Genomic DNA, 17,858 nt, shown 5'->3' on the forward strand with positions numbered 1-17,858 from the left:
TAAACAGAGCGGATTGATGGAGGGAAAAATGAAATTTAAAGATATGCAATATGAGCGTATTCCTGTAGAAAAGATAGCGGAAGAGGCAACAGCGCTCATAAAAGAGCTTAAAGATGCGAAGAACTTTTCCGATGCGGATGCGACGTTTATAAAGAACGAAAACTTGCAGAAGCATGTTGAAACCATGGCGAATCTTACCCATATACGTCACTCCATCAATACGGAAGACCGCTTTTATGACGAAGAAGAAAACTATTGGAACAATGCGGCTCCGAAGATTCAGGAGTATAAGCAGGAATGGATTAAGACTTTGCTTCTTTCTCCTTTTAAGGAAGATTTTGAAAAGAAATATGGAAGTATCGTCTTTATCAATGCCGAGATGGATTTAAAGACTTTTTCTCCGGAAATCATTCCGGATTTACAGAAGGAAAATGAACTGGTTACCGCCTATGAGAAGCTTCTTGCGAGCGCGCAGATTTCTTTTGAGGGAAAAAGCTATACCATTTCCCAAATCTCTCCCTTTAAGAATGATAGGGACGATAGCAGAAGACTTTCCGCATGGAAGGCGGAGGGGCAGTGGTATAAGGAGAATCAAAAGGAGCTAGACAGTCTATACGATCAGCTGGTAGCGCTTCGTACCAAGATGGGAAAGAAGCTTGGATACAAGGATTTTACAGAGCTTGGATACTACCGGATGCAGAGAAACTGCTATGACAAAAAAGATGTAGAAAAGTTCCGTGAGGCGGTACAGAAATATCTTGTTCCGCTTGCGGCAAAGGTTTATGAAAAGCAGGCGAAGAGACTCGGGAAGTCTTATCCCTTGAGTTTTTCGGATGCGGCAATGGAGTTCCGCTCCGGAAATCCGAAGCCTGCGGGAACGCCGGATGAGATTGTTGCAGCCGGAAAGAAGTTTTATGATTGGCTTTCTCCGGAAACTTCCGAGTTCTTTAATCATATGATTCAGGATGAGCTGATGGACCTGCTTTCCACAAAGGGAAAGCAGGGGGGCGGCTATTGCACATCAATCCCGGATTATAAGACACCTTTCATTTTTGCGAACTTTAATGGCACCATGCACGATATTGATGTCATAACGCATGAGGCCGGACATGCTTTTGCGGCTTATTTGAATCGGGACCGTGTTCCCTTTGCGACGATATGGCCGGGAATGGAAGCCTGTGAAGTGCATTCCATGTCTATGGAATTTTTTGGAGAGGCTTTTTCGGAAGCGTTCTTTGGAAAGGATGCAAGGAAGTACAATTATTCTCACCTTGCAGGGGCTTTAACCTTTATCCCGTACGGCACCATGGTGGACCATTTTCAGCATATCGTCTATGAGAATCCGGATTTGAGTCCAACAGAGAGACACGCCGAGTGGAAAAAGCTGGTGCAGATTTATCAGCCGTGGTTAAAGCTCGACGGAGAGATTCCGTTCTATAGTGAGGGAGAGGGATGGCAGAGACAGCATCATATCTACTCCATGCCTTTCTACTATATTGATTACTGCCTTGCCCAGACTGTGGCACTGGAGTTCTGGAATAAGATTCAGAAGGATCAGAAGGATGCTTGGAAACACTATATGGATTACACCAAACAGGGCGGTTCGGTCGTATTTACAGAGCTGTTGAAGAATGCCGGCATGGAGAGCCCCTTTGAGGAAAGCTGCTTAAGAGGAATCTGCGAAACGGCGGCCAAGTACCTTTCCGACTATGACCTTACGGGGATAGAATAATGGGGATGTTTCAATCCCCCTATGATAGGGGCGGTGTTCTTTCCAAGGAAGCCATAGCGGAACGAAAGAAGATCTATCGTGATGAGAGAAGTCCGGAAGAAAGGAAAAAGGAGAATAGATTACTCGTTCTCTTTTTCCTTCCTATGATTCCTCTGATGCTCCTTCCCGGCTTCTTCCCTAAGGCAGGTCTTTCTCGAACGGCATATCTGATGATTCCCTATGCCTTGGAAGCCATTGCGGTGCTTCTTAGCGCAGTCTGCCTGGGAAGCTTTCTCTATGAGTCAAAGGGGAAAACACTGCATAGAGAAGATGGTTCTGTGGTAGAGCATGCAATAGATGGAGGAAGCTACAGGAAATATTTTCAAGGTCTGATCGGAAGGGCGGCGATTTCTTGCTTCCTCGGGATTTCCTTTGTATTTATAGAAATCCTCTATTTGCTCCTTGCAAAAGAGGATAAAAATTTTTTGATAGAAGGCGTAATTCTTTTAGTCCAGATGGGTTTTTTCGCGTGTTCCCGAGGTTTTTACTTAAAAACAAAGCAAGTAATTTGCAATTGGAGATTGTGAAAAATTTATTTTTACTTTATAATGGTTCAAATATTTCGCTTTCATTCTTTAATGGATGTTGTGTACAAGACGCATGATATCTTGTCTAAATGGAGAAAGATTCTAAAGCGTTTCATTTTCAGAAGGGAGATTGTAGTATGAAAAAGAACAAAAAAGTCATCGCTTCCTTACTTGCGGCAGTGATGGCAGCTTCTCTTCTTGCAAGCTGTTCCCAGGGTACAGCGGAAAAGAAGGGAGACGATCAGACCGGAAACACCACAACCGAGGCTTCCGGAGATTCCAAGGCTATGGTATATGCTTCGGACGACTTTAACGCAAAGTTCTCTCCGTTCTTTGCAGATACCGTTCCGGATCAGGACATTACCAACATTGTCAATGTCCCATTGTTTCCGACGGATAGAAACGGTGCTATTGTTTACAAGGGCATCGAAGGCGAAAAGAGGGAGTATAACGGACAGGAATATACCTACAACGGTATTGCAGACCTTGAAGTCACAGAAAACGCTGACGGAACCGTTTACTATGATATTAAGATGAAGGACGGCGTGACTTTCTCCGACGGAGAGCCTCTTACTGTAGATGATGTTATCTTCTCTTTCTACGTACTGTCAGACCCCACCTATGACGGAAATGCTACCGTTTTCTCTACTCCGATTCAAGGTATGAAGGAATACAGAAGCGGTGTAGATACACTTTTTAATCTTATTCTTGCGGCAGGAGAAGAGAATACCGACTTCTCCAAGTGGACGGAAGAGCAGCAGAAGACCTTCTGGGCGGACTATAAGACCGCGGTTGATGCTTTTGTAAAGGAAATCGTAGACCTTTGTGTAGCAAACGGACTGAACAAGGAAGGCGATTCCATTGCGGCTTGTGCGGCAAACTACGGCTATGAAGGCTTAAAGGATGATGCTACGGCTATGGACTTCTTTAATGCTATGCTCGAGAAGTATGACGGAAGCGTAACAAAGATGAGTGCGGCAGAGAGCGCCGGAACCCAGTTTGCGGAACTTATGCCAAGCTACAAGGACTATGCTGTCGGCGTAGAGACCGGTGAGTCCGCTCCGAATATCAGCGGTATCCAGAAGACCGGAGAGAATACGCTTCGTATTGTGGCTACCAAGGTTGATGCGCAGATGATTTATCAGTTGGCTATTCTTGTGGCACCTCTTCATTACTATGGTGATAAGGCAAAGTTCGACTATGATAAGAATCAGTTCGGCTTCCCGAAGGGCGATCTTTCTTCTATAAGGGAGAAGACATCCAAGCCGCTTGGTGCAGGTACTTATATTTTTGAAAAGTATGAGAACGGTGTAGTTTCTTTTACTGCAAATGACAAATACTTCGACGGTGCACCGAAGGTAAAGAACTTTAGAGTTAATTACGTAAGTGAGGCGGACAGACTGAACTCCATTTTGGCGGGTACAGTGGATATTGCAGCACCTTCTTTCACGACAGAAGTGGCAGATGCCATCAAGAAGGCAAACAGTAACGGAGAGCTTTCCGGAGATAAGGTTCATACAGTAGCGGTAGATGCTTTAGGATATGGCTATATCGGTATCAACACCCACAATGTTTCTGTTAATAAGGAACCGGGAAGCGATGCATCGAAGAACCTCCGTCGTGCGTTTGCAACCATTTTCTCTGCATATAGAGATCTTGCCATCAGTACTTATTACGGAGATAGAGCAAGTGTAATCAACTACCCGATCAGCAACACCTCCTGGGCGGCTCCGCAGCCTACCGATGACGGCTATGAGATTGCCTTCTCCAAGGATGCTCAGGGGAACCCGATTTATACCTCCGATATGAAGGATGAAGATAAGTACGCAGCAGCGAAGCAGGCGGCACTCGGATTCTTCGAGGCGGCAGGCTACACTGTAGAAAACGGAAAGATTACTGCAGCACCGGCAGGCGCAAAGATGGAATATGAGGTTATGATTGGCGGTGGCGGAAACGGTGACCATCCCTCCTTCATGATTTTAACCGAGGCAAAGAAGGCCCTTGCTGATATCGGCATGACCCTTACTGTAAACGACCTCTCCAACTCTTCCGATATGTGGAACAAGTTACAGGCTAAGCAGGCTGAGATGTGGTGTGCTGCATGGCAGGCTACACCGGATCCCGATATGTTCCAGATTTACTATTCCGACATTGCAAACGGCGGAAAAGAGCCCGGCGGATCCAACTATATGTATCAGATTGAAGATCCGAAGCTCGATGAGATGATTTTACAGGCAAGAGAGTCAACTGACCAGGAGTATCGTAAGACCATGTATAAGGCTTGCTTAGATAACATCATTGACTGGGCTTGTGAAGTTCCCATTTACCAGAGACAGGAAGTGACTACTTTCTCCTCGGAGAGAATCAATGTGGATACCATTACACCGGATATGACATCCTTCTATAAGTGGTATTTTGAGATTCAGAATTTACAGCTGTCGAAGTAAAATGAACAAAACTTAGTTTTGTACGTAAATCTTGTTTCGGGCTTTAACCGCGTTCCTGAAGAAAAAGGAATGCGGTTTTTCCCGATACTGAGCAGATATAATGCGGGCTTTTACCGCCATTTGGAAGAGCAGGTTTGTAGTGAAAAAGTATATTATCAAACGATTATTGTGGTCTGTGTTGATTTTATTCATCGTGGCCTTTTTACTTTATATTTTGATGAGAAGTCTTCCTACCTCTTATTTGGAGCAGATTGCCAGACAGAAGTCACAGCAGCCGGGTTCCAAGACCTTTGAGGAGTGGATGCAGCAGCTCGAAGCAACCTACGGAATGGATAAGGGGATTGTTCCGGGCTTCTTTGCGTGGCTTTCCAAGGCTATTCGCGGAGACTTCGGAGACAGCTGGAAGTATACTGTTCCGGTAACCCAGAAGTTTGCGGAGGTAGTGGGCGTTTCCTTCTGGATGGGCCTTATTGTGATGGTTCTCGAGATGCTGATTTCGATTCCTCTCGGAATCATTGCAGCTACAAAGCAGTATTCTGCAGCAGACAATGCTATTTCTGTCGTTGCTCTGGCGGGAATCTCTCTTCCCACCTTTTTTACGGCGTCTTTACTGAAGCTCATTTTTTCCGTTAAACTGGGCTGGTTTGATTTAAACGGACTGGTAGGGAGGAACTATGATTTCCTTTCCCCTATGGGAAAGAGAGGGGATATTGCCCTGCACCTTGTGCTTCCGATTATTACCCTATTGATTGCGAGTATCGGTGGATATATGCGATATATTCGAACAAATATGCTTGAGGTTTTAAGTTCCGATTACATTCGTACGGCAAGAGCGAAGGGACTTTCCGAGCGTCGTGTTGTGTATCATCATGCTTTTAGAAATACCTTGATTACCTTAGTAACCATCTGGGGAACTTCCCTTCCGGCTCTTTTTTCCGGAGCGATGATTACAGAGCAGCTTTTCTCTATTCCCGGCATTGGCTATATTTCTTACCAAGCCATGATTTCCGGGGATATTCCGTTCTCCATGTTTTACCTGGTATTTATTGCCGCATTGACTCTGATCGGTAACTTAATCACCGATATTTTATATGCGGTAGTTGACCCTCGTGTTCGTATTGCGTAGGAAGGGGGGTAAAGATGTCTGAGATGGAAAAAAATACAGTAGTAGAAAATGCCGTGCCGGAAAATACGGTAGAAGAAAATACCATGACGGAAAAGGCTGTAGTAGAACAAAGAGTGGAAGAAGCTGTTGCTTCGGATAGCAGGATAGAGGACTCTACTGCAGAAAAGGAACAAGAGGATACAAATGCTGAATACTCCCTGAATGATGATCGACGTGTTAAGACCCTTTCTCCCGGTGCGATGGTAGCCAAGCGTTTCTTCAGAAACAGTATTGCCGTACTTGGAATGGTGGTTTTGCTTGCCATGTTTTTATTTTCCTTTCTGGGCGGTGCGATTTCTCCTTATAAGGAGTCCCAGCTCTTTTATCGAAAGGACGTGCAGAGCCAGAAATATGCCGGTGTAAAGGTGAATACGGAGCTTCGTTATCAGCAGGCTGAAAAGGATGCTTTTCCGGCACTGGCACAGGCGCAGTTTGTCTTGGCAAGAGGAAAGAAAGAGACCGAGTTTAAGGCGGGGGATAAAGAATTTACCTATGAAGAAGCGGGAAAAGACTTCTATATTATAAGTGTAAAAGGTACTTCGGACCCTGTTGCATTTGCCGCTATTGACTTAGTGACAGCGACCGGTGCGGAAACACCGAGCTTTGCCGAGCAGTTAAATATCTTAAAGGCGTATAGCAATAAAGAAAGTTCCTTTAGCTTGGACGGCGCAAACTATACCATTGCAGAGGACGGCACCGTGGAAAAAGACGGGAAGGAGTATGCAACGGCAGGGCGTTACGTTATCAATACGATTATGAGTGACGTAAAACTATCTGAGGAATTCAAAGAGAAATTGCTGTCGGAGATTCAAGCGGACAGTAAGAGCTTTACCTATCAAGATGCTGACGGTAAAGAATCCGTATACAACATTGAATATGATGCTCCGTCAAAAGCATATAACATCAGACAAACCAGAGAGCAGATGGTCTATGACACCTATTCCGCACCGAGTAAGGCACATCCTCTCGGAACCGATAAGAACGGTATGGATATGCTGACAAGACTGATGTACGGCGGAAGAGTATCTCTCTATATCGGTTTTGTCGTAGTTATCATTGAGACCTTAATCGGTATGATTATGGGTGGAATTTCCGGATACTTCGGCGGATGGGTTGATAATCTGATTATGAGAATAGTGGATGTATTCTACTGTATTCCGACGATTCCTATCTATATTATCATCGGTGCGGCAATGGATGCGTTGCGTGTGGATCCGAAGCTTCGAATGTTCTATCTGATGCTGATACTCGGTTTCTTCGGTTGGCCGTCTATCACCAGACTTGTTCGCGGACAGATTTTGACTCTCCGTGAGCAGGAGTTCATGACCGCGACAGAGGCTACGGGTATTAAGCCGGTGCACCGCATTTTTAGACATTTGCTTCCGAACGTTATTCCGCAGCTTATCGTAACCTGTACTATGAGTCTTGGCGGTGTAATCCTGACAGAGGCGGTTCTGTCTTTCCTGGGACTCGGAGTAAAGTTCCCCTTTGCTTCTTGGGGCAATATCATTAACGATGTAAATAACACGTATGTACTGAGTAACTATCTATTTATTTGGGTTCCGGCCGGAGTTTGCTTACTCTTAACAGTACTTGCATTCAACTTGGTGGGCGATGGCTTAAGAGATGCCTTTGACCCGAAGATGAAACGATAGAATCGAGGAAAAAACTATGGCAAGAAATGACGGTTATCTTTCCGCAAAAGAATCGCGGAGGATATCGAAAGAAAATAAAGCAATCACATCCAAGCTGGAAAAGAAGCGCAGACGGAGAAATGTTCCGGAAAGTGAATATCTTACGGAAATGAAGGATCCGAATAATGCGGTAGAGTTTGAAAACCTCCATACCTTCTTCTTCACCGATGCGGGAACCGTAAAGAGTGTGGACTCTGTAAGCTTTGATGTTCCCTTAGGAAAGACAGTCGGTGTAGTAGGAGAGTCCGGTTGCGGTAAATCCGTAACCAGTCTTTCTCTTATGCAGCTGTTGCAGCGTCCGCAGGGACAGGTTGTAGAAGGCTCCATTCGCTTAAATACAGGGGAAAAGGTCTATGAGATTACGAAGACCCCGGAGCATGTTATGCAGCATCTTCGCGGAAACTTCATGTCCATGATTTTCCAGGAGCCTATGACCTCTCTGAATCCGGTTTTCAAGATTGGAGATCAGGTGGATGAGGTACTTTTCTTCCACGAGAATATCTATAAGACGAAGGAAGAGATTAAGAAAAGAACAATAGAGCTTTTAGAGATGGTTGGTATAGCCAATAGTGAGGGTGTCTACAATATGTATCCTCATGAGTTATCCGGCGGTATGCGGCAGCGTGTTATGATTGCGATGGCACTCGCCTGCAATCCGAAGCTGATTATTGCCGATGAGCCGACCACAGCCCTTGATGTAACAATTCAGGCGCAGATTCTGGATCTTTTAAGGGGGCTAAAGGATAAGATTAATTCCTCTATCATGCTGATTACGCATGACCTCGGTGTCATTGCGGAGATGGCCGATTATGTAGTGGTTATGTACTCCGGTCGAGTAGTGGAAGCCGGTACTGCAAAGGAAATTTTTGCGAATCCTGCACACCCTTATACCATCGGACTCATGGCTTCGAAGCCGGTAGTCGGAAGAGAAGTGGATAAGCTCTATTCCATTCCCGGTAAGGTACCAAACCCGATTAATATGCCAAACTATTGCTATTTTAGAGACCGTTGTGATAAGCGGAAGCCTTGCTGTGACGGACTGTATCCGAGTGAGATTTGGTTATCCGAGACACACAGAGTCAGCTGCTATCTCTATGATGAAAATTGTGAAGCAAAAGCAGAATGAACGATACTATAAAGCTGAGAGAATTTTTGTGTATGTTTGATTATGTCAAAACTGCTTTGTAAGGGAGTCGGTACTGTATGCTTTGTTAAGCACAGAAGTAATTCGAATTCAATTGTAGAGAATGTAAAGAAGAAATCGAGGAAATGATGGAAAAAAGCGAAATGAAAGACTTCACGCCTATTGTTCATAACGAAGAGAATATTCTGGAAGTAAACGGATTAAAAAAATACTTCCCGATTAAGGGAGGTTTTTTCAACACCGTTGTCGGGCAGGTAAAGGCTATCGACGGAATCTCCTTCCATATTAAGAGGGGAACCACGATGGGACTTGTAGGAGAGTCGGGCTGCGGAAAGACTACAACGGGTAGAACGATTTTACGTCTTAGTGGAGAAAAGACTGCAGGGCAAGTTCTTTTTAACGGAAGAGAGGTCTATGACATCTCTAAAAAAGAGATGAATGAAATGCGTACCAAGATGCAGATCATTTTCCAGGATCCCTTCTCCTCTCTTTCTCCGAGACTTCCGGTTGGCGAAATCATCGGAGAAGCAGTAAAGGAGCATAAGCTCGTTCCGATGAACGAGTATGAAGAATATATCGATAAAATCATGGATGAATGCGGTCTTCAGCCCTTCCATAAGGGAAGGTATCCGCATGAGTTTTCCGGCGGACAGAGGCAGAGAATCTGCATTGCAAGAGCTTTGGCACTGAATCCGGAGTTCGTAGTCTGCGACGAGCCGGTATCTGCTCTTGACGTATCGATTCAGGCACAGGTTATTAACCTTTTGGAGGATTTACAGGAGAAATTTAACCTGACTTATCTCTTCATCTCCCATGACCTGTCCGTAGTGGAACATATTTCCGATACGGTTGGTGTTATGTATCTTGGAAATATTGTGGAGTTCGGCGATACAAAGGATCTCTTTGCCAATCCGCTTCATCCTTATACGAAGGCCCTTTTCTCCGCGATTCCGATCCCGGATCCGGAGGCGAAGATGAGCCGTATTATTCTGGAAGGAAGTATTCCTTCTCCGGCAAATCCCCCTTCCGGCTGTAAGTTCCATACCCGTTGTAAGGAATGTATGGAGATCTGTAAGACACAGGTTCCGAAAAAAAAGGATATGGGGAATGGTCATATTGTATACTGCCACCTTTATGATGATGTAAAAGCTTAAAGAAATAAAATTGAGTTTGCAGCTTTGTGTGATGAACGAGTTTGTATGTTTTCCTATGAAACTTCTCAAAAAGAAGATTTCCACACTTTGTGAGCAACACTTGTTATGAATTGGAAAAGAGGCTGTAAAAAATCAAAATAATTTTCTAAGCAATATAGGTCTAAACTTGGGGCACGCTCTCGCTAGCTTCGCCTGACTGAGCAGTGGTTTTGTTAACCACTGCTCACTTTGCTTCGCAAAGCAACTTCCTTCGGAAGTTGGTCTCGTACAGAACAACTTTTCTGATGAAAAGTTTGTCCTTACGTAACGGATACTAAGTGAAAAACTGCGTTTCTCTTGTTTTTCGCAAGTACCGACGGGCTCAGACTACCCCCGCATTCAGACCTATATTGCAAAGAATTCTTTTGTTATTTTGATTTTTTACAGCCCCTTTTTTTGTTCATAGACTTTGGCCGGTATCAGAGCCGAGATTCGAAAACCTTAGCGTTGATTATACATCTTTTTTTAAAGTTGCAGTAATGATTTACATATGAAAAAGGAGAATAAGGAGCAAAGAAATAAATGAATCTTAAAGAATATAGACATAAAGATGTAACCTATAAAGAAGGAAGCTTGTCTATAATATTAAGTGCCTGATAAGGGTATGACTGATTTTTATCGAAGGCTTCGGATTAAGATAATGCCGGATGAAGAGTGAGAAAGTAGAAGAAGATAATAGAAGAAATCAGTAGGAGAAAACGGCAGAGGGGAAAATAGGAGAAAAAAGAAACCATATTGAAAAAGTGAAAGATTGTTAAAGCAATACAACAATACAAAGGAGTAATGAAATGAAGAGTACAAGAAATGAAATCCTTCGGAATATTTCCGGAAGTATAAAGGAAAGGAACGGCTTAACAGCACAGTATCCGTTATATCGGAATAGATTAAGACCGATTATTATATCTTTGCTTGTATGTGTTCTTGGCCTATTTTTCTTTGGAAAAATCGTCTATGCAAGAGAAAATGTGCATAGATTAAAGAGCTATTACAGCTTATATTATAGAGATAGCGGTTTTCAAAATTACAGCAACGACGCACAGCGCCATAGCAGAAATGATGCCTATCCGACGGGCATTAAGATCTGTCTAAAGCATCAACCGGAAGGGATGACCGGTACCATTCAGTATCAGGCAAATATTTCAGGAACCGGTTGGTCCGATACTTATGAAAATGGGCAGTCGATTGGAGAAGGACAGGATATGCCACTGGAAGGGATTCGTGTATTCTTAAACGGCGACTTAAAGGATAAGTATGATGTTTACTACAGTACATTGATTCTTGGCGAGTGGCAGCCATGGGCAAAGAACGGGGAAGACAGTAATCCTGTCGGAGTGGGAAAGCATATCGATGGCATCCTGATTACTGTAGTCAGTAAGGGGGAAGCTCCGGTTGAAGAGAAAGCTCCTGTAGAAGAAAAAGCTGCAGCAAATGTGGGAAACAGTCAGATTGATCCGGCTAAGCCGATGGTGGCATTGACCTTTGATGACGGTCCGGGAAACTATGAGGATAGAATCGTTGCAGCCTTGCAAAAATACAATTCCAAAGCAACTTTCTTTTATGTAGGTACACAGGCAACGAAATTTCCGTCTACGGTAAAGCGTGTGGCAGATGCCGGAAATGAAATTGGAAATCACAGCTATAAGCATGAAAATCTTCCGAAGCTGTCTCAGGCGGCAATAGAAAGCTCCATTAATAAGACCAATGAGATTTTAAGAAATCAATCCGGTCAGTCTGTAAGCTTGGTTCGTCCGCCCTATGGTGCAACGGCAGGGAGTGTAAAGCCTGCTTTACGAGCAACGGGACAGCCTTCTATCTTATGGACCATTGACACCTTGGATTGGAAGACAAAGAATACAAAAAATACAGTGAATGTAGTCTTGAATCAGGTAAAGGATGGAGATATTGTTCTGATGCATTCTATCTACAGGCAAAGTGCAGAAGCTGCAGAGCTGATTATTCCTGCGTTGAAAGAGAGAGGATACCAGCTTGTGACCGTATCGGAACTGGCAAAAGCAAGGGGGATTACCATGGAGGCAGGGAAGAATTACAGTTCTTTCCGTCCGAAGAAATAATAGTAAAAAGACTTTCGCCTATTTCCGCAAGTTTCATTAAAACAATTTCATGGATAAAATCTATAAAAATAGGATGTAATTGATATATTTCCAATGAAGGAGATGGCAATTATGAGTAATGAAATTAGAATATTTGAGGGTAAGCAAATACGATCTTCTTGGAATGAAAAACAAGAAGAATGGTATTTTAGTATAGTTGATATCATCGAGGTTCTTACCGAAAGTAAAAATCCAAGAAGATATTGGAGTGATCTTAAAAGAAAAATGAAAGAGGAAGAAGGAGCAGATCAACTGTACGAAAATATCGTACAGTTGAAATTAAAAGCGCCGGATGGAAAAATGCGTGAAACAGATGCTGCTGATATGCAAGGAGTCTTTCGTATTATCCAATCTGTTCCATCGCCTAAGGCGGAGCCATTTAAAATGTGGCTTGCTGAAGTAGGAAAAGAAAGAATTGATGAGACCATAGATCCCGAGATTACAATAGATAGAGCCCTAGAGACCTACCTAAAAAAAGGCTACACAAGAGAATGGATTAATCAAAGGTTACAATCTATCCAAGTAAGAAAAGAACTGACAGATACATGGCAAGAACACGGGGTTACGGAAGGGAAGGAGTATGCCATTCTTACCAATGAAATCTCAAAGGCTTGGTCTGGAATGACCACAAGAAAGTATAAAGACTTTAAAGGCTTAAAAAAGGAAAATCTAAGAGACAATATGTCAACGACTGAACTTATATTAAATATGCTTGCGGAAACAGCTACAAAAGATATAGCAGAGTCTGCTAATCCCAAAGGTTTGGAAGAAAATAAAAAGATAGCAAGGCGTGGTGGGAATATTGCGGGAAATGCAAGAAAAGAAATAGAAGTAGAAACAGGCAAGCCTGTCATTACATCAAAAAATGCCATTGATTTTGGAAAGTTAATGGATAATGTTACAAAAATAGTAGAAGAAGGAGAAAGGAATGATGGAGAATTGCAGTGAGTAAGAAAGAAAGCGCCCAGATCGTTAGATCTGAGCGTTTTTTTTCTAGTGACCGAGGAATACAGCGTACCTTTGTAGAATCTTTTGTTTTGAAATCTTTCTCTGACTATTAAATCAAAAGGTAGGAATAATCGTTGTAAACGGTATCCACAATTTCTGCTAGACGATAGAAGAGCTTTGTATTCTTATCGCCTACCTTGTAGTTCATCTTCTCGCCGCCTACGCGTACAATGGCATTTCCATCATTGTCAACGAATGCAAATCCGTCGTTTTTGGAGTCTTCCATTTCCTCGGCTCTGTGGAAGAGGGTGAACTTCTCCTTGTAAGGAGCGGAGTTGTATGGGCAGAAGGTTTCACAGTTACCGCACTCGTTACACATGTAATCCACGTGGATGATCTGGTGCATCTCTACGCCGGGAACCTTAATCGCGAAGTTTGCACGGTTAGGACATACATCGCAACAGTTCTCACAGATGTGGTCACAGGCAAGACAACGCTTATCGGGATTAAGTCCTTTCTCAGGCTCTTGAAGATTACCCTTCTTAGCATAGATTTTCTCGTCTGTAGTCTCGGAAGGACGGTCGGTTCCGATGGTCTTGTTTAAGATTGCTTCGCAAGCAAGCTTCGCATCGGCAATAGCCTTTACGATTACGGAAGCGCCGAAAGCACCGTCTCCTGCAACGTAAACGCCTGAAACGGAAGTCTCATTCGTTTCCTTCTTTAATACAGGAAGTCCCTTCTCGGTAACGGCAATACCGTTCTTCTCATAGAAAGAACCGTCTACCTTCTCACCGATGGATGCGATTACGGTATCGCAGGGAATTTCAACCACTTCGTCGCTTTCCTTAACGGAACGTCTTCCGGAAGCATCCACATCGGAAAGTACCATGCGGTGGCAAAGCAACTTACCGTTTTCGTGAGTAAATGGAGCAAGGAGCTCCTGGAAGTTTACGCCTTCTTCGATAGCCTCTTCCAATTCTTCCTGATCCGCAGGCATGTAGCGCTTTGTTCTTCTGTAAACCAGGTAAACATTTTCTACACCTGCATTTCTCTTAGCGGCTCTTGCAACGTCCATAGCGGTGTTTCCTGCACCTACTACAACAACGTTCTTTCCTAAGTTTACCTTGCCGTCCTGTGCCTTGAAGTCAGCAAGGAAGTGAAGGGCATTGTAAGCCTCTCCCTTTTCTAGAACAAGGGGAGCTTCCTTGTGGGCACCGATAGCAACGATTACAGCGTCAAAGTTATTTTCCTTACGGAAAGCATCAATATCGTTCACTTCCTGTCCAAGGTGGAACTGAGCGCCGTACTGCTTAGCGAGGTTTACGTCCTTCTGAATCTCTTCAGCAGGGATACGGAAGCCCGGAATAACATTCGCTACTACACCGCCGGCTACAGCATCTTTATCGTATACATGAACTTCTACGCCTGCTCTTGCCAGGAAGAAAGCGGCAGAGATACCTGCAGGTCCTGCTCCGATAACACCAACCTTCTTCTGCACTGCACCTTCCTGCTTTAATCCGGGAAGAACCGTGTCATATCCGCCTCTTGCGGCGATTAACTTGTTGCTACGAATCTGCACATCTGTTTCATAGTGATTTCTGGTACAAGCAGACTGACAGGTGTGGGTACAGATGTTTCCGGTCATGAAAGGAAGCGGGTTCTTGTCTAAGATAACCTCTAAAGCTTCCTTGAACTTGCCTTCATTGACCAAGCGGCCATAGCTTGTGATATCCTGATGAATCGGACAACGGTCACGGCAAGGCATGGTGAAGCAATCTACCAAAGGAACCTTCTTCTCGGACTTTCTGTTCGGAAGCGGCTTCACAGGCTTAACCATGTGCTTATCTCTCTTAGCATCTGCAATCATTTTCTCTACTAAGGAGAGGTCTACCTTTTCCCAAGGCTTTGCAAGGTCTTTCTCCAAGAGCTCAGCCATCTGGATAAAGCGGAGATACCCGCCGGTCTTTAAGAGGGTGGTTGCCATGGTTACAGGCCAGATTCCGGCTTCTACAATACGTTCAATATTGAAGTAATCCGCACCGCCGGAGAAGGAGATACGAAGGCTTCCGTTAAAGTCTCTGGTCAGCATCTTTGCTACGGACATGGAAAGTGCAAAGAGGGACTTTCCGGACATGTACATTTCCTGAGAAGGAAGTTCGTTGTTCTTCACATCTACCGGGAAAGTGTTGGTAATCTTTACACCGAAGTTTAAGTTTAAGCCCTTTGCCAATTCCTGCAAACGCTGTAACATCGGTACGGCGTCGCTGTACTGAAGATCATCCTTAAAGTGGAAGTCTGTGAAAGCGATGTAATCGTAGCCCATTTCATCCAGAATTGCACGAGCGGTTTCATAGCCTAAAAGAGTAGGGTTACACTTTACGAAGGTATGCAAATGCTTTTCCTGAATCAGGTAAGAAGCAATCGCCTCAATCTCGGAAGGAGGACAGCCGTGAAGCGTGGAAACGGTTACGCTGTTGATGATTTCAGACTGAATCGCCTCTACATCTTCCTTCGTCACCTTCTTAAAACGGTCAAGGTTTGCAAGAAGCCATGCCTTACACTCCTTAAAGATTTCGGTATCCTTAGCGTCCTTCATTTCGTTGATAAAGCGGTCAACCTTGGGAAGCTTGATTCCTTCCAGATCATATCCTACGGAAATGTTGAACTGGAAAGCATCGGGATCTCCTAAATCGTACTCCTTCGCCATAACCTTACAAGCAAACCAAGCCTTTACATATTCTGCATAGGCCTGCGGTACTTCCAACTCTGTGGACCACTCACAGTTGTAACACTCGTCCTCTGCTGTGATACAGGGCTTAGCTACACAAGCTGCCAGCTCTCTACCATCCATCTTCTGTACGGTCTTTAACTCGAAGAAACGAGCTCCGCCGTAGTAGGAAGCTACGATGTTCTGGGCAAGCTGGGTGTTAGGTCCTGCAGCGGGTCCAATCTGTCCTTCTAATTTTCTGCCAAAAAGAGTGTTTGGCTGAAGGTTTTTTGCCTGGTAGCATTTCTGCATACCAAAAACAGCTCCCTCCTGATGCTCCGTTAAAATACGGTTCATCAGCCTGTCAAAGGGAATCGGGGTCATAATATCGCTCATAAAATCTCCTTTACGGGAATCTGCCTTCCTAAGGAAGTCGGGCATTCCTCTTTGCCCGATCTTTTCTTTTGCAGGAAGGCTTTTCCCTGATGGGGTATTCCCGCCTGACCGGGAATGGCCCATGAATGTTGCGAACAAAGTTCCCAGAAGGAAAAGGGTTCTCAGCTACCCTTTTCTTCTATAGAATAACTTTGTTGTTTTTGAAGTTTTTATCCGTTAATTTTCTTTGCCAGTCTTGCCGCGCCTTCTCTACTACGTGCAAGTACCTTTTCTTCATCCACACAGAGGACTTCTCTGTCCTTCATGAGTACTTTTCCGTTTCCAACCGTGGTGGTTACAAAACGACCGTTTGTTCCGAAAAGCATGTGGCCGTTCAAGTTGCTGCTATCCAGTGGTGTGTTCGGGATGTAGTCCATAATGATAACATCGGCGGAAGCTCCTTTTTCTAAAACACCCAGCTTCTTCTTGAAATAACGGTTTGCAATCTTGGCATTGCCGTTAAAGAGCATCTCGGGAACCTCGCCCCAAGCAGCGCCCGGATCACAAAGATGATGCTTGTGAAGGATATTTGCAACCTTCCAAGACTCTACCATATCATGGGTGTATCCGTCTGTACCTAAACCGGTAAGTATTCCTTTATGTACAATCTCCATGGTGGGAGGGCAACCGCAGGCATTTCCCATATTGGATTCCGGGTTATGAACCACCATGGTGTTGGTATCCCGAATCAAATCCATCTCGTGCGGATTGACATAAATGCAGTGTGCAAGGAGCGTTTTCTCGCCGAGAACGTCCCAGTCATAAAGGCGATCTACAATACGCTTTCCGTGCTCCTTTAAGCAACGATGAAGATCCAGGATATCTTCTGCCACATGGATGTGATAGCCGATTTCCTTCGGTTTCTCCGCGCGGCATTTTTCCATGGTTTCATCGGATATGGTAAAGCTTGCGTGCATTCCCATCATGCCGGCAATGAAATCGTCGGTTTGGGAGAGAGCATGACGGGCAAAATCAACATTTTCCTTAATTGCGGCATCCGCCTTCTCTTTTCCGTCACGATCGGAAATCTCATAGCAAAGAACGGAACGCACGCCGAACTCTCTTGCGGCTTCTTCAATGGCAAAGAGAGAGCCCTTGATTTCGCCAAAGGAAGCGTGGTGATCGAAAATGGTGGTTACTCCGTTCTTAATACACTCTAAATAGGTAGCTTCTGCGGAAATCTTGGTGAGTTCATTGTCCAGATTCCGGTCGATGGTCCACCAAAGTCCATCTAAAATCTCTAAGAATCCGTTCGGATTATAGCCTTTTATGGAAAGACCTCTTGCCAAAGCGGAATAGATATGCTCATGGGTATTGATGAATGCGGGAAGAATCAGTCCCCCTTTTGCATCAATAAACTCAGCATCTTTATACTTGTTTCGAAGTTCATGGAAATCCCCGACCTCCAGTATGGTATTTCCTTCTGTCACTACAGCTCCGTTCTCATAAGAAGAACTGTTCCCGTCTCGGGTAAAAACACGACCATTTCCCAGTAAAAGCATAGAATAAAACCTCCTTGACTACATAAATTGTATACAGTTTATATAGAAATTATATATATAAAGCGATTTTATCATTCACTTTAGACAAGTGCAAGACGATTCAGAAAATTTTTTATTAAACTAAAAAAAATTTTGGAAAAAGCATTGCAAAGAAGAAAATAAGTGTTAAGATAAATATGAAAATTATTTAGCTTGACAAATGAAGAGATGTCTA

At 44.0% G+C, this 17,858-nt stretch carries 11 protein-coding genes; 9 read left to right on the forward strand and 2 right to left on the reverse strand.

Annotated elements, in window-relative coordinates; genetic code table 11:
* Nucleotides 1–28 precede the first annotated feature (28 nt).
* The 9 genes from HMPREF9625_RS05195 to HMPREF9625_RS05235 all read left to right on the forward strand — a co-directional run bounded on the left by HMPREF9625_RS05195 (nucleotide 29) and on the right by HMPREF9625_RS05235 (nucleotide 13,000).
* Nucleotides 29–1,732: a M3 family oligoendopeptidase gene (locus HMPREF9625_RS05195; RefSeq protein WP_009534967.1), complete on the forward strand. Its 1,704-nt coding sequence runs from the start codon at nucleotides 29–31 to the stop codon at nucleotides 1,730–1,732.
* The gene (locus tag HMPREF9625_RS05200) at nucleotides 1,732–2,298 is read left to right on the forward strand and encodes a hypothetical protein (RefSeq protein WP_009534966.1); all 567 of its coding nucleotides are present in this window, start codon (nucleotides 1,732–1,734) and stop codon (nucleotides 2,296–2,298) included. Before HMPREF9625_RS05195 ends, HMPREF9625_RS05200 begins: the two co-directional genes overlap by 1 nt.
* Nucleotides 2,299–2,435: 137 nt before the next feature.
* Nucleotides 2,436–4,745 carry an ABC transporter substrate-binding protein gene (locus HMPREF9625_RS05205; RefSeq protein ID WP_009534965.1) on the forward strand — a complete coding sequence of 770 codons (2,310 nt, stop codon included), beginning with the start codon at nucleotides 2,436–2,438 and terminating at the stop codon, nucleotides 4,743–4,745.
* A gap of 139 nt (nucleotides 4,746–4,884) precedes the next feature.
* Nucleotides 4,885–5,871 (forward strand): ABC transporter permease, encoded by a 987-nt coding sequence (locus HMPREF9625_RS05210; RefSeq protein ID WP_036569847.1) that lies wholly within the window; start codon nucleotides 4,885–4,887, stop codon nucleotides 5,869–5,871.
* A gap of 14 nt (nucleotides 5,872–5,885) precedes the next feature.
* On the forward strand, nucleotides 5,886–7,565 hold the full coding sequence (locus HMPREF9625_RS05215) for an ABC transporter permease (RefSeq protein ID WP_009534963.1): 1,680 nt from the start codon (nucleotides 5,886–5,888) through the stop codon (nucleotides 7,563–7,565).
* A gap of 16 nt (nucleotides 7,566–7,581) precedes the next feature.
* Nucleotides 7,582–8,730, forward strand: a complete 1,149-nt coding sequence (locus HMPREF9625_RS05220) for an ABC transporter ATP-binding protein (RefSeq protein ID WP_009534962.1) — start codon at nucleotides 7,582–7,584, stop codon at nucleotides 8,728–8,730.
* A 143-nt stretch (nucleotides 8,731–8,873) separates the two neighbouring features.
* Complete coding sequence (locus HMPREF9625_RS05225; protein WP_009538451.1) at nucleotides 8,874–9,902, forward strand: ABC transporter ATP-binding protein; 1,029 nt, start codon at nucleotides 8,874–8,876, stop codon at nucleotides 9,900–9,902.
* 827 nt (nucleotides 9,903–10,729) lie between these two features.
* Nucleotides 10,730–12,013, forward strand: coding sequence for a polysaccharide deacetylase family protein (locus tag HMPREF9625_RS05230; protein ID WP_009534960.1), 1,284 nt, complete (start codon nucleotides 10,730–10,732; stop codon nucleotides 12,011–12,013).
* A 111-nt stretch (nucleotides 12,014–12,124) separates the two neighbouring features.
* Entirely contained in the window at nucleotides 12,125–13,000 is an 876-nt protein-coding gene (locus HMPREF9625_RS05235) for a BRO family protein (RefSeq protein WP_009534959.1), read from the forward strand.
* Nucleotides 13,001–13,109: 109 nt separating this feature from the next.
* On the opposite strand, the gene ygfK is transcribed toward HMPREF9625_RS05235, so the two are convergent.
* Both ygfK and ssnA read right to left on the reverse strand, forming a co-directional pair.
* Entirely contained in the window at nucleotides 13,110–16,103 is a 2,994-nt protein-coding gene (gene ygfK / locus HMPREF9625_RS05240) for a putative selenate reductase subunit YgfK (RefSeq protein ID WP_009534958.1), read from the reverse strand.
* A 209-nt stretch (nucleotides 16,104–16,312) separates the two neighbouring features.
* The gene (gene ssnA, locus HMPREF9625_RS05245) at nucleotides 16,313–17,644 is read right to left on the reverse strand and encodes a putative aminohydrolase SsnA (protein WP_009534957.1); all 1,332 of its coding nucleotides are present in this window, start codon (nucleotides 17,642–17,644) and stop codon (nucleotides 16,313–16,315) included.
* Between the last annotated feature and the right edge of the window lie 214 nt (nucleotides 17,645–17,858).

This window comes from Oribacterium parvum ACB1 (genome assembly GCF_000238055.2).
Lineage (GTDB): Bacteria > Bacillota > Clostridia > Lachnospirales > Lachnospiraceae > Oribacterium > Oribacterium parvum.

Coding starts and splice junctions, on each gene's coding strand:
- HMPREF9625_RS05195 (WP_009534967.1), top strand. CDS start 29: ATGAAATTTAAAGATATGCAATATGAGCGTATTCCTGTAGAAAAGATA.
- HMPREF9625_RS05200 (WP_009534966.1), top strand. CDS start 1,732: ATGGGGATGTTTCAATCCCCCTATGATAGGGGCGGTGTTCTTTCCAAG.
- HMPREF9625_RS05205 (WP_009534965.1), top strand. CDS start 2,436: ATGAAAAAGAACAAAAAAGTCATCGCTTCCTTACTTGCGGCAGTGATG.
- HMPREF9625_RS05215 (WP_009534963.1), top strand. CDS start 5,886: ATGTCTGAGATGGAAAAAAATACAGTAGTAGAAAATGCCGTGCCGGAA.
- HMPREF9625_RS05220 (WP_009534962.1), top strand. CDS start 7,582: ATGGCAAGAAATGACGGTTATCTTTCCGCAAAAGAATCGCGGAGGATA.
- HMPREF9625_RS05225 (WP_009538451.1), top strand. CDS start 8,874: ATGATGGAAAAAAGCGAAATGAAAGACTTCACGCCTATTGTTCATAAC.
- HMPREF9625_RS05230 (WP_009534960.1), top strand. CDS start 10,730: ATGAAGAGTACAAGAAATGAAATCCTTCGGAATATTTCCGGAAGTATA.
- HMPREF9625_RS05235 (WP_009534959.1), top strand. CDS start 12,125: ATGAGTAATGAAATTAGAATATTTGAGGGTAAGCAAATACGATCTTCT.
- ygfK (WP_009534958.1), bottom strand. CDS start 16,103: ATGAGCGATATTATGACCCCGATTCCCTTTGACAGGCTGATGAACCGT.
- ssnA (WP_009534957.1), bottom strand. CDS start 17,644: ATGCTTTTACTGGGAAATGGTCGTGTTTTTACCCGAGACGGGAACAGT.